Source organism: Pseudarthrobacter raffinosi (assembly GCF_023913835.1).
Lineage (GTDB): Bacteria > Actinomycetota > Actinomycetes > Actinomycetales > Micrococcaceae > Arthrobacter > Arthrobacter raffinosi.
Window position 1 is genome coordinate 52,955 of record NZ_JAMXBG010000018.1, and the last position, 12,635, is coordinate 65,589.

Sequence of the window (12,635 nt, forward strand, 5' to 3'; positions counted from 1 at the left end):
TGGACCCCGGCCCCACCATCACCAACATCAACGGGGCCATCCTTGCGTCCGACGGCAGGAGGTCCCGCCGTCGTCCGCTCGCCTTTGTAAATCCTCATTGTGGTGGGCGCCCAACAGGGCCACCATGTTCGTATGGACGCTGAAACACCGAAGGCGGCGGAGCTGAACCTTCCCCAGGCCTTCCTCCTTCTGGCAACGAACGACATGAACGGCAAACCTGAAGTGCCGGTGTTCGCACTCAGGACCACTGTGGCAGGGGCAATATTGGCCGAGCTGGACCTGATCGGTGCGATCGAGCTGCAGGGGAAGCGCATCAGGGCCACCGGCGACGCCCCGGCAACGGACTTCCAGCGCGAGCTGGAAGTCATCCGTGGCAAATCCCGGCCCCACACTCCCAAGGGGTGGGTAGGCATGCTGGAGGGCCGCGCCGTAGTGCAGCGTGTCTACGAGGGCATGGCGTCACTGGGCATCGTAGAACATGTCGGCGAAAAGCACCTGGGCCGGTTCCGGGCCGTGCGGTACCCGGAGAAGGACCACGCTCCGGAGTCGGCGCTCCTGGAAAAGATCCAGGCCGCCCTCAGCGGCCCGCCGTCCGAACTTGAGCCGCCGGATACCATGGCGACCGATGCCGGCTCTGATGCGGGGACCAGTGATGCGGGGACGGCTGACGCAGGGACGCCCGATTCCACGAAGCCTGGTGCCGGGGCCCCTGCTGCCAAGCCTGATTCCAAGGCGCCCGATGCGAGGACCATAGTGCTGATCGCCCTGCTTCAGGCGGCCGGAATGCTCGGCAAGCTCTTCCCGGCGGCAGATCTGACCCGGGCAACTGAGCTGTCGAAGGACTATTGGCCGTCCCGCGCGGTGGAGGACGAACTTCGTATGATCAGGCTGGCGGAGCAAGAAGCCGCAAACCTGTGATTCAACGCCTTCACAGTGACCACAGGCCCTCGAGCAGTTGCTGCACGTGCTCCGGCTGCTCGACGTTGGCGAAGTGGCCGCAGCGCGGGATCGTCACAGTCCTGACGTTCGGAATTGTGGCGGCCAGCCGGTCCAGGTCGGAAGGAAACGTGAACACATCAGTGTCCCCGCGGGTCGCCAGCACGGGGCAGCGGATGCCGCGCCACTGGTCAAAGTCGTAGTGCGCCACTGCCCGGGCAGCCGCGGAGAAGCTGGCCGGACGGGCGCCACGGCCGAGCCCGCGGATCACCCCCTCGGACATGCCTGCGGGATCGGCGAACAGCGGTGCCGTCAACGGTCCCATCACGGGGGTTGCGCCGACTGCACGGACCAGGGCCGGCCCTGCCGGACCCAGGGCCGCCAGTGAGCGCATGAGCAGCCTCATGCCGACAAACGCCGGGAATCGGGACAGACTGAGCAGCGGCTTGCGGGCGGCCTCGGACACGCCGAATGTCGTGGCCGAAATGGCGGCGACGCTCGCGGTCCGTTCCGGCCATGCCGCGGCAATATGCAACGCCAGGAAGCCTCCCATGGAGTGGCCCACGAGGTGCCATTGCGGGTAGCCGAGCAAGGCCAGCACCTCAGTGACGGCGCGTGCCATCGCCTCGATGCCGAAGTGTTCCAGCCTGGCTCCCTTGGTGGATTCGCCCCAGCCCGGCAGATCAATCAGGACACGATCGCGGGGCGAAGCGTCGGAAAGCAGCGGCTCAAAAGTGGTCCAGGATCCCGCGGCGCCGTGAAGATACACCTCCGCTGTGCCGGACGCCGGGGACCCGCCTCCGGTGCCCTGCTGGACACGCACCGTGCACGAGCCCAGCCCGGTTGGAATGATGTGCCGCCGCAGCGTGGCCTCCCGCGTCGCGGATTCCTGCCGAACGCTCATGCCCGCCTTCCTCTGGTGATCTCTAACGCTGTTGATCTCTACAAAGGATTCGGAGCCGTGGCGTTACTGGACCGGACCGGACGTGCAGAGCACAGCTGCCTGGTGAGGCACTAAACGGAAACGGACGACGGCGGGAGGTCCCGTCGTCGTCCGCGTAACTGGGCGGCAGGAAGGTTAGAGGTCCAGCACCAGAACGGGGCACGTGGCGCGGGAGACGCAGACCATCATGCAGCTGTTCTCGGCTTTTTCTTCGTGGGTGAGGACGGAGTCGCGGTGGTCGATCCTTCCCTCGATGACCGTGGTTTCGCAGGTGCCGCAGGTCCCTTCGCCGCAGGAGGAAAGGATGCGCGTGCCGGCTTCTTCGAGAACACGCAGGACGGATTTATCCGCCGGGACGGTCAGCCGTACGCCGCTCGTTGCCAGTTCGATTTCGAACGCCACATCGTGCGCGGTGTCCACCTTCTTTGCCGTGAACCGTTCCAGGTGCAGGGACCCGGAGGGCCATTTCTCGGCACAGATTGCCTCGACGGCGGCCAGGAGCGGTTCCGGACCGCAGGTGTAGACGGCTGTGTGGCTGTCCGGGGAGCCCAGGGCCGTGGGCAGATCGATGATCCCCTTCTGGTCCTGGGGCCACAAGGTGGTTCGGGTGCTGTGGGCGGTTAGCTCATCCCTGAAGGCCATGGAGGAAAGTGTCCGGCCTCCGTAGACGAGTGTCCAGGGCTTCCCCTGCTGCTGTACTTCACGGACCATCGCGGCAATGGGCGTGATTCCGATACCACCGGCGACGAACAGGTAGCTGGGGGCATCGACCAGCCGGAAGTGGTTCCGCGGACCGCGGACAGTCACCGAATCGCCGGCAGCCAGCGATTCGTGAACGAACTGCGAGCCGCCGCGGCTGTTGGGCGCATTGAGGACACCAACGACGTAGCTGCTCCGATCTGCCGGATCGCCGCAGAGGGAGTACTGCCGCGTCAGGCCGTTGGAAAGAACCAGGTCGATATGGGCGCCGGGTCGCCACGGCGGAAGGTCTTCGCCGTCCTGGTGCTGGAGGGTGAGGAGTACGACGTCGTCGGCTGCGTGTGTCTTCGACGCGACGCGGGCAACGAAATGGGCCTCTTCGAGGGTGAGGTCCGAAATCGGCCCGGAGATGGTCTCTGTTGTGCTCATGGTCCTGCTCTCAATCTGAAAGTCGTCGCGTGGGATGGGTGCGGGGAAGTGTGTTCTAGTACTGCGTGAGTGACAGGCGGCTGAGCCGCCCGCCGATGAACCACTCGGTGACGTAGAGCCAGTGATCGTCGGCAGCGATGCCGTGGGGGCTGTTAAAGAACCCCGGGTCCACAACCGGTCCGTCCAGGCCCTCGGGGGTGCGGCGGTTGGGCCAGGCGTCGTCCTCGTTCGACCGGGGCCGGGTCTGTTCAAGGACGCGGGTGAATGCATCGCCGTCGAACCTCGCGACTCCGCCGAAGAGTTCGGTAATGTAGATCCGGTTCTCCACGAGAACGAGCGAGGACGGGCTGTCCAGGACTCCTTCGCCCAGGAGCCGCGACTGCATTCCGTTCGGGTCCATGACCACGATTCGGCGGTTGGTGCGGTCCGCCACGTAGATTTCGAGGCGCCCATGGTGGGTCCGCAGCATTATCCCGTGCGGGCAGGCGAAGGCGGTGCCCGTTTCAGCGCCGTCCCGCGTTCCGAGGTAGTGGCCCGAGGCGTCGAAACGGTGCACCAGGCTGGCGCCGTACCCGTCGGCTACCCAGATGTCACCGCTGCCGGAGTATCGGGAGTCGTCGACGGCGATCGACGTCGGGCGCCATGACTCCAGTGCATAGTCCAGCAGTGGCGGGCATTCCAGTTCCAGGAGGACGCTTCCGTCCCTGTTCAGGATCACTGCGCGCCCGGGCGAGAAGTGATCGGCGTAGGCCGACGCATCGGCGGGATCCTCGACGAAGCGGTGCCCGGGATCGGCCACCGCGATGACTTCTACGCCGTCACGGTCGCAGGTGAAAATGCTGTGCATTTCGGTCAGGGACGTTCGTATGGTTTCGGAGCGACCTGAAGGGTCGATGACCAACAGGTCGCAGCCTTCCGGGTGGGCGCAGAGAATCCTGCCGTCGCTGAGCACGGCGACACCGGAGTGCATCCAGCCGCGTGACTGTGGCAGCAGGCCGGAGAGGTTCTCCCAGCCGTTGACCTCAGTCAACGAACTTCACCGGAAGCTTTGCGAAGCCGCGGACCATTTGCTTGGCCCAGCGCTCCGGCAACCCGACGACGCGGATCTCAGGGCCTTCGAGGAGAGTCTCCACGAGGACGCGTCCGGCCAGCCGGGCCAGGGGTGCGCCCAGGCAGGCGTGGATACCGTCGCCGAAGGTCATGATGCGGTTCTCCGGCGTCAGCTCGCGGCTGATATCAAAGAAGTCCGGGTTCTGGAAGACCCTTTCGTCCCGGTTGGCGGAGCCCAGCAGGAACATCACCCGGGAGTCCGCCGGTATGGTCACGCCGGCGATGGTGATCTCGGCGGTGGTCTGCCGGCAGAGGTTCTGGCCGGGGGTGTCAAAGCGGAGTGTCTCCTCCACAAAGGCCGGAATGGCGGCAGGGTCCTTCGCAAGGCAGCGCTGGAAGGCCGGGAACTTGTCGAGGGTGGCCACGAGGTTGGTGAGGAGGGCGGCGGGGGCGTCGATGGCTGCCGACAGAATCAGATGGGCGAGGCCCACCTGTTCATCCGGCTCCACCTTCCCGGCGTGCATGCCGAGGATGATCTGGGTGATGGCATCCGCCCCTGTGGCGGTGCCACCGGCTTCGACCTCTTCGCTCCGCTTCCCAAACACGTCCGCGAGGTGCTCTTCGGCTTCCTGATTGGAGACCGCGGCGTCGTCCGGCACTCCGAACTCGCCCACCGTCCGCACCATGGAGCGCAGGAGATGTTCCTGCAGCATTCCGCTGTCCTCGACGGCCATGCCAATCATTTTCGTGGCCGCACCGATAGCCAACGGAAGCGCCACCTCAGTGGCAAAATCACCGCCGCCGTTCTCGCGGAGTTCCGCGATCAGGTGGCGGGCCAGTTCCCTGATGCCGTCTTCCTTGGACAGTATCTCGCGTCCGACAAAGACGCGACGGACGGCTGATCGCAGCGAGGTGTGCCGGGGAGCGTCGACCATGATCAGGTTGCCTGCCCCGTAGGACGCATGAGTACCGTCCATGTCATTGCCCAGGGCGCTGGAGAGCTGCCCGTGGTTTCGCAGGCCTGCCTGGACATCGGCATAACGCGAGACGACGTACAGGTCGCGGCGCTCGTTGTAGTAGACCGGCGCCTTGTCCCGCAGGATTTTGTACAGCTCATAGGGATGGTCATACGCGGCGTAGGAGAGCGGATCGTAGAAGACGCCGGGATCTGTCTCCAGAGCGGGATTCGGGCCAATCCCGGGCGCCGCGACAGGGTCCGGCCTGAGTGCTTCTTCGCCGGCGAGTGCGGCGCCGCTGAAAGGGCATTGCTGGATGTCGGTGGTGTTCGGATCAGTGGCTAACGACATTGGTAGGCCCTGCTTTCGTGGGGTTTGCCTGGATGAGGGAACGAGACCTCAGCCGTGTGAGGAAGGGGATCTGAGCGCGATTTCCTAAAGACTAGCACGTGCCAGTTTTTCGTCAAGGGATGTCCTGACAAACTCGGCGGAGGGCCATCAACCCTGCGCGTATAGGATGTCCAAGTGATCTCTAAACGGCCGACCATGATGGACGTCGCCACTCGCGTCGGCGTTTCACGGCAGCTTGTGGGGCTCGCCTTCCGCAATGAGGCGGGCGTCAGTTCCTCGACGCGGGAACGCATCTTTGAGGCGGCTTCCGAGCTTGGATACAGCCCGGACATAGCGGCGCGGTCACTTCGCCGGCGGAGCAGCAACTACATCGGCGTGCTTTTCAATCCCGCCCACTCATCCGCGGACGACATTGTGGAAGCCCTCTATGCGGCGGCCCACGAGCGTGGCTACAACCTGATTCTCGGTGCCTTGACGGCGACGCGGGACGAGCGGGATGCCATCACGGAACTGCTCGGGTTCCGCACTGAGTCCGTCATCCTGATTTCGCCGGAAACGCCTGTAAACGAGCTGCGGAAACTGGCAAAGAGGCTGCCGGTGGTCAGCATCGGCAGACCTCTGCCGCAGGGTGTCTGCAGTGCTGTCCGGTCAGACGGGCAACGGGGGATCGCGGCGGCCGTGGACCATTTGGTGGAACTCGGGCACCGGGATATTGCCTACGTGCTGACGCGGTCACTTCCTGAATTCGCTGCCCGCCACCAGGGATACGTGACGGCCATGGACAGGCACGGACTGCCCTCGCGGGTCCGGGAGATCGGCGGGGACTTCACCGAGGAATCCGGCGCCAGTGCCGCCGAGTCGCTTCTCGCGGAGCCGGTCATGCCCACCGCGGTGGTCTGCTCCAACGACCACGCTGCCATGGGCCTGATCCATAGGCTTCTGCGTGCCGGATTGCGGGTGCCCGAGGATGTTTCGGTCACGGGCTACGATGACAGCCGCATCGCCAGGCTGTCGTTCCTTGACCTGACGAGCGTCCGCCAGGATCCCGCGGAAATGAGCACGGCAGCCGTTGAGGCCGCCGTTCAGATGATGTCAGACCAGGAGTCGGCGCCCCAGGAACGCATGATCGTTCCCACGCTGGTCATCAGGGGAAGTACGGGCCAGCCCCGGTCAGAGGCGCAGCTGCACCCCAGGTAGGCCGGCGCTGCCGCCGACGTCCCGGCGCAGCGTTTCCCGCGGAAGTTGCATGCCCGCATCCGCAATCCACGCCGTGTGCCCCGCGTCACAAAACTGGCACGAGACAGGACTTTTTCAAAAAGCCTTGCACGTGCCAGGGATTAGGCGTAAGAATGTCCTGACAATAAGTCGAAGATCGGCCGCTCCCACCGGACACCAGTTCCGGATGGAGGCAGGCTTCGGCACCTATGAGAGGGACACGACGAAGTGAAACCTATTTCTACCTTCAAGCGGGGACTCGGCGTAATTGCCATGGCGGGCGTGGCTACGCTGGCGCTGGCAGGCTGCACCGCAACGACCACTGCATCATCAACCACCGGCCTGGCCGACAAGTTCGGCAGCCGTGCCGAAAACCGCAGTGTGTACTTCCTGACCTACTACAACCCTGCCGGCGACGCATTCTGGGCCCAGATCCTCAAGGGAGCGGAAGACGCGTCCACTCTCGGCGGCCTGCAGCTGACGCACCAGACCGCCGATGCTGATCCGGACAAAATGGTGGACCTCGTGGCAACAGCCACGGCGTCCAAGCCCGCCGTCATCGTGATGCCTTTCAACGAAGGCGAGAAGTGGGTCAAGGTGGCGTGTGACGCCTCCAAGGCAGGCATCAAGGTCGTTGCCTACAACGTGCCGGCACCCGAGAGTGCCGCCGACTGCGTCAGCGGTTTCGTCGGTCAGGACTTCTTCGAGGTCGGCACGCTCGTTGGCGAGCGTCTCGCTGCGGAAGCCAAGCTGGGCGCCGGCGACAAGGTCCTCTTCCCGGCGGAAGAGCCCGAGCAGAACTACGCCATCCAGCGTGGCGGAGGCGTGCAGAAAGCGCTCGACAAGGTGGGTGCGAAGGGCGAGTACCTCCGGACCTCCGCTTCCGATGAGGAAGCGCTGAACTCCCTCACCTCATGGCTCATCGCCAACAAGGACGTCAAGGCAGTGGCGCCTCTGGGAGGCACCCCGCACCGCAACATCCTGGCTGCCATGGAGGCAGCCGGCGTGAAGGTTCCTATCGTCGGCTTTGACACCTCCCCCCAGGTCATCGACGGCATCAAGGCCGGGGACATCATCGCCACGGCTGACCAGCAGGGCTTCGTCCAGGGATTCCAGTCGCTGATGCAGAGCGCCCTTGCCATCGACTTCGGCCTGGCACCGGCGAACATCAACTCCGGCGGCGTCTCCCTCATCGACAAGACAAACGTGGGAAACCTCGAAGCGCCGGACCTCCAGGGCGTCCGCTGGTAACTGCGTCATAGGGGGATGGAGCGGCGGCCACGCCCCCGCTCCATCCCCTTCCGGGCCCCAGCGCCCACCTCTTCCATTCCGCGGCATCGACGCCGCTGCCATCGAAAGATCAGGTCATGTCACCACAAGACACAGGCACCGACCAACACGTCCTCACGGCGCCGTTGGAAACAGGGGCCATCACCAAAATCCGCCGTCTTGCCGATAACCAACCCGTCACAACAGCCGAGAAATTCAAGGACTACATCCGCTACACCCGCGGCCGCGGAGCCCTCGAAATCGGCGCGATCCTGGCGGTCGTCATCATCGGCTTCGTCATCGCCAGCATCGCCAGCCCCGCCTTCCCATTCCTGTCGGCCAACAACCTCTCGGGCGTCATCTCCCAGAGCATTCCGGTATTGGCCATCCTGGCCATCGGAGTCGGCATCCTGATGATCGCCGGAGAATTCGACCTCTCCCTGGGCGCGAGCATCGGGTTCTCTTCCATCACGTTCATTCACGTCTCCAACTCGTTCGGCTGGGGCTGGGGGGTCCTGGCCGCAATCGCCGCGGCCACCGGTATTGCCCTGATCAACGGACTGATCGTGGTAATCACCGGCATCCCGTCCTTCATCGCCACTCTTGGCATGGCGTTCTTCTGGACCGGGGCCAGCATCTTCATCAACGGCACGGCACCGGCGCTGCTGCGCAAGGGCAAAGACGAAGCACTCGTCACCCTCTTCGCCGGCGATTTCGGCTTCTTCCGCTCGCAGCTGGTCTGGATGATCGTGGTCGGAGTAGTGGCGTGGTTCTTCCTGCACCGCCACAAGCTCGGCAACCACATCTTCGCCGTCGGCGGCAACGCATCGGCCGCGAGGGCCATCTCCATCAACCCGCTCAAGGTCAAGCTCCTCTCCTACGCCCTGTTCGGAGCGATGGTGGGCCTGGCCAGCATCCTGATCTCGGTCCGGACCTCCTCCATGCAGCCCGGTTCCACGGAGGATTACACCCTGATGGCCATTGCCGCTGCCGTGGTAGGCGGAACCTCCCTCCTCGGAGGCCGGGGCACCATCATCGGCATGATCGTCGGCGCCGCCCTGATCCGCATCATCGAAAACGGCCTGATCCTGGGCAAGGCGCCCGGCTTCTACATCCAGCTCTTCGTCGGCCTGATCATCGTGGTCGCCGCCATCTTCAACAAGCTCATGGAAGGCAAAGCATCATGACCATCAACGAGGACTACCTGCTCCGGATTGAGGGCATCACCAAGAAGTACGGCGTCAACACCGTCCTGGACGATGTATCTTTCGACATCGGAAAAGGCGAGGTTGTGGGCCTCCTTGGTGACAACGGTGCCGGTAAGTCGACACTGGTCAAGATCATGTCAGGCGTGGTCGCGGCCACCGCAGGCGACTTCTCCTGGGACGGCACCAAGCACCCGCACGTGAACAGGGCCCTGACCGAGAGCCTGGGCATCGAAACGATCTTCCAGGACTCGGCGCTGGTCCCGCAGATGTCCATTAGCCGCAACATCTTTATGGGCCGCGAGATCACGAACCGCCTAGGTCTGATGAAGATCAAGGAGATGGATGCCATCACCTCCGAAATCCTGGACTCCGTGGTGACCATTGAAGGCATCAAGAGCTCCAAGCAGCTTGTCTCGTCGCTGTCCGGAGGTCAGGCGCAAGCGGTGGCCATTGCCCGGGCCGTCCACTTCAAGCGCAGCCTCCTGATCCTTGATGAGCCTACGTCTGCGCTCGCGGTGCGCGCCACGGAAGCATTGCTGGACTACCTGCGGGCACTGAAGGCCGACGGAGTCAGCTCCGTACTGGTCACCCACAACCTCCACCACGCCTTCGAAGTCTGCGATCGGCACATCGTCATGAACCACGGGCGCAAGATCCTCGACGTTCGCCGCGAAGACACGAGCGTCGAAGAACTGACTGCCGCCGTCGTCGAAGGTGAACTTGGCATCCGCCGATACCGTGAGAACGCCACCGCGGCCTGACCCGACAATCCGGTGATGACGGGACCCGGCACCCGCCTCGGAAGAGGTTCCCCGGCGACGGCCTTGCCCATGGGGCGGCAGGGCCGTCGAGTCGAGCAGACGTCACGGTTTCTCATCGTCAACGGACGTCCGCCGGCTTCCTGCCCCCACCCGTTCGCAACGTCATTCCGGAGGACCACAATGCTGCAGGATCACATCGTCTTGCCCGAGGACCTTTTCGTGGATGTCGACCGCGCAGGTCCCGTTCCCCTCTACTCCCAGGTCTCGTCCTGCATTGAGCAAGCAATTCTCACCGGCCACCTGCCCGCCGGTGCACGCCTGGAGAACGAGATGGTTCTGGGGCGACGGCTGGGCCTTTCACGGCCAACCATCCGCCACGCGATCCAGGAGCTCGTCGACAAAGGACTCCTGGTGAAAAGCCGGGGAATCGGCACCCAGGTTGTCCACGGCCAGCTCACCCGGGATGTGGCACTGTCCAGCCTCTTTGAAGACCTGTCCAGGATTGGCAAGCGCCCGGGTTCAAGAGTCCTGACGCACGAGCTCGTAACAGCCCCTCCGCACGTTGCCGAAGCCCTCGACACAGGACCTGGCGCCAAGGTCTTGCACCTGCGCAGGATCCGTCTCGCAGACGGCGTTCCGTTCGCCATACTTGAGAACTACCTGCCGGAAAGGTTCGCCGCCTTGTCGCACGGACAGTTGGAGCAAGGCAGCCTCTACCGGCTGATGCAAGCCCGCGGCGCAACCATGCGGGTGGCCAAGCAGAACATCGGCGCCCGGACAGCCGAGCCAGACGAGGAGCGGCTCCTCGAAATGCCTCCCGGAGCTCCCGTCCTTACCGTCAACCGCCGGGTCTATGACAGTCTCGGGAAGGCTGTCGACATCGGCCGCCATTGCTACCGTCCGGACCTGTACTCCTTCGACATCACGCTGGTCGACAAGTAGGCGGCCGGCCGGCTCTGCAGGTCAACGGCACCAACGCAAGCGGACGACGGCGGGAAGTCCCGCCGTAGTCCGCTTCTTGCCGGTAGCGGGTACTGCCTAGAGTGCGCCCTGTTGGGAATTTCCGCGGGGATCGGCACCAGGCGGACGACCTCCACGGGTTCCGCCAGGAGTCCCTCGAGCGAAGCGTTGAGCCGCTTGACGGGATCCCCGTCGCCGTGGGCGTCGAGCAGTGCGGCGTCAGCCACGCACTGGCAGCAACCCAGCGGCTGAGACCTGGTCGGATGATGCCAGGTTCGCGCCGGTCTCGCTGTCGAAGTAGCTGGCCATTCTGGCCTCGAGGGCTATGGTGCAGGGATCTCCGGCTATCAGGCGTGCTTGTCCCGTCTGGCGGATCCAGATGAGGTCGTCCTGGTTGAGTTCCCACATTTTCAGGCCGAGGGCAGGGTCCGGCTGGACTCCGATCAGGGTGTCCGCGCCGAGGTATTCGATGCGCCGGACGGTACCGGCCAGACCTCGGCCGCCGACGTTGGCCGAGGTCGTGAGGTGCTCCGGTCGCAGGCCCACTCAAAGGTGCTTGTGCGTCCATTGGCTGCTGATTTCCGGTGCGGGAAAGATTCGGTGGGGGAGTGGAACCTCGAGGCGTCACACTGCGACTGAGGATGCCAGCACCGCGCCTGCTGGCTGGCACGACTGGCGTTCGATCAGCCTGACGGGAATGACGTTTTTGCGCCGGAACCTCTTGTCGGGCGTCGCGATTCGGGCGAGGATGCGCTCGGCAGCAATCCGTCCGACCTGACGAGGGTTCTGGTCGATGACTGACACCGAGGGTTGGAGGACATCCGCCATGGGAAAGTCGCCAAAACTGATGAGCGCAATGTCGCTTCTTTTCAAAGCCTGAAGGGCCGGGAAAACGCCCGTTGAGAACCGCGCGTTGGAGGAGAAGATAGCCGTAGGCGCATCGCTCAGTGCCAGCAGGGTCCTGCAGACCTGGGCGGCAGCGTCCGCGTCGCGCGACCCAAGCACAATCAGATCCTCGTCGATCTCCAAACCGGCATCGTCAAGGGCGGCACGATAGCCTTCCAGGCGCAGCCTCGTGGTGGGGACGTCCGGTGAGTCTCCGACGATGGCGATGCGGCGGTGGCCGTGGGAAATGAGGTGCTGCGTCGCTTCGAAGGCGCCGCCGAAATCGTCTTCGACGAAGTAGTCGGCGTTGAGCTTGGTGGGTACGCGGTCAATGAAGACGATGGGGAAGCTGTCCTGCCACCGTGCGAGGTAGGACTGATCGGCTGCGATCGGGGCGATAATGAGGCCGTCGATCTGGCGGCGGACCGTCGCTTCAATGATGCTTTGCTCCAGGGACGGGCTATCCCCGAGGCTGGTCACGACGATGGCCATGTCGTGTTCGCGTGCCGCCAGCTCAATCCCCTTCGTGACGGCAGCGAAGAAAGGATCGGCGACGTCAGGCACAGCGATGCCAATGACGGCGGATTTGCCCTCGCGGAAGGTGCGCGCGAGCATGTTCGGCACGTACTTGAGTTCGCGCATTGCCGACTGAACGCGCTGCCGCGTGTCTTCCGTGACGTGCGGATCGTCGTTAAAAACCCGGGAAACCGTCTTGGCACTCACTCCGGCGTGCGTGGCCACATCCTGCATCGTAGTCACGGTTCGGCTCCTTCATTGTTTGCTGGGCACACCCTACAGGCTGGGCTGTTCAAAAGCGGGAACACCTCCACTGTTAAAGATGTCATCGGTGACAATCCGCCGCCCACCCCATCCTGCCCGATGTCCGCAGTAACTTCAAGCAACGCATGTCATCGATGACATGCGTTTTTTGATTTCCCTTGACATCGATGACATAGGCATCTAAGTTTCTGTA

General features: G+C 64.0%; 12 protein-coding genes. 6 read left to right on the forward strand and 6 right to left on the reverse strand.

Features of this window, described 5'->3' with window-relative positions; genetic code table 11:
• Positions 1 to 132 precede the first annotated feature (132 nt).
• A complete protein-coding gene (locus NG697_RS16310; RefSeq protein WP_256473039.1) occupies positions 133 to 918 on the forward strand; it encodes a GOLPH3/VPS74 family protein in 786 nt (261 codons plus the stop codon).
• Positions 919 to 928: 10 nt separating this feature from the next.
• Here NG697_RS16310 and NG697_RS16315 read toward each other — a convergent pair whose 3' ends face one another.
• From NG697_RS16315 to NG697_RS16330, 4 genes are all read right to left on the reverse strand, one after another.
• Positions 929 to 1,840 carry an alpha/beta fold hydrolase gene (locus NG697_RS16315; protein ID WP_252614670.1) on the reverse strand — a complete coding sequence of 304 codons (912 nt, stop codon included), beginning with the start codon at positions 1,838 to 1,840 and terminating at the stop codon, positions 929 to 931.
• Between the two features lie 174 nt (positions 1,841 to 2,014).
• Positions 2,015 to 3,007, reverse strand: a complete 993-nt coding sequence (locus NG697_RS16320; RefSeq protein ID WP_252614671.1) for a PDR/VanB family oxidoreductase — start codon at positions 3,005 to 3,007, stop codon at positions 2,015 to 2,017.
• Between the two features lie 55 nt (positions 3,008 to 3,062).
• Positions 3,063 to 4,037 (reverse strand): NHL repeat-containing protein, encoded by a 975-nt coding sequence (locus tag NG697_RS16325; protein WP_252614672.1) that lies wholly within the window; start codon positions 4,035 to 4,037, stop codon positions 3,063 to 3,065.
• On the reverse strand, positions 4,030 to 5,364 hold the full coding sequence (locus NG697_RS16330) for a cytochrome P450 (RefSeq protein ID WP_252610996.1): 1,335 nt from the start codon (positions 5,362 to 5,364) through the stop codon (positions 4,030 to 4,032). Before NG697_RS16330 ends, NG697_RS16325 begins: the two co-directional genes overlap by 8 nt.
• A gap of 174 nt (positions 5,365 to 5,538) precedes the next feature.
• On the opposite strand from NG697_RS16330, the gene NG697_RS16335 reads away from it, so the two are divergent.
• From NG697_RS16335 to NG697_RS16355, 5 genes are all read left to right on the forward strand, one after another.
• On the forward strand, positions 5,539 to 6,561 hold the full coding sequence (locus NG697_RS16335; protein WP_252614673.1) for a LacI family DNA-binding transcriptional regulator: 1,023 nt from the start codon (positions 5,539 to 5,541) through the stop codon (positions 6,559 to 6,561).
• A 246-nt stretch (positions 6,562 to 6,807) separates the two neighbouring features.
• Positions 6,808 to 7,830 carry a substrate-binding domain-containing protein gene (locus tag NG697_RS16340; protein WP_252614674.1) on the forward strand — a complete coding sequence of 341 codons (1,023 nt, stop codon included), beginning with the start codon at positions 6,808 to 6,810 and terminating at the stop codon, positions 7,828 to 7,830.
• A 116-nt stretch (positions 7,831 to 7,946) separates the two neighbouring features.
• Positions 7,947 to 9,035, forward strand: a complete 1,089-nt coding sequence (locus NG697_RS16345) for an ABC transporter permease (protein WP_252600456.1) — start codon at positions 7,947 to 7,949, stop codon at positions 9,033 to 9,035.
• A complete protein-coding gene (locus tag NG697_RS16350; protein ID WP_252600457.1) occupies positions 9,032 to 9,817 on the forward strand; it encodes an ATP-binding cassette domain-containing protein in 786 nt (261 codons plus the stop codon). Before NG697_RS16345 ends, NG697_RS16350 begins: the two co-directional genes overlap by 4 nt.
• 180 nt (positions 9,818 to 9,997) lie before the next feature.
• The gene (locus NG697_RS16355; RefSeq protein WP_252614675.1) at positions 9,998 to 10,759 is read left to right on the forward strand and encodes a GntR family transcriptional regulator; all 762 of its coding nucleotides are present in this window, start codon (positions 9,998 to 10,000) and stop codon (positions 10,757 to 10,759) included.
• Between the two features lie 237 nt (positions 10,760 to 10,996).
• Here the strand turns inward: NG697_RS16355 and NG697_RS16360 are convergent, their stop codons facing one another.
• Both NG697_RS16360 and NG697_RS16365 read right to left on the reverse strand, forming a co-directional pair.
• On the reverse strand, positions 10,997 to 11,323 hold the full coding sequence (locus NG697_RS16360; protein WP_252614676.1) for a TOBE domain-containing protein: 327 nt from the start codon (positions 11,321 to 11,323) through the stop codon (positions 10,997 to 10,999).
• A 78-nt stretch (positions 11,324 to 11,401) separates the two neighbouring features.
• Positions 11,402 to 12,412, reverse strand: coding sequence for a LacI family DNA-binding transcriptional regulator (locus tag NG697_RS16365; protein ID WP_252611075.1), 1,011 nt, complete (start codon positions 12,410 to 12,412; stop codon positions 11,402 to 11,404).
• Positions 12,413 to 12,635 lie beyond the last annotated feature (223 nt).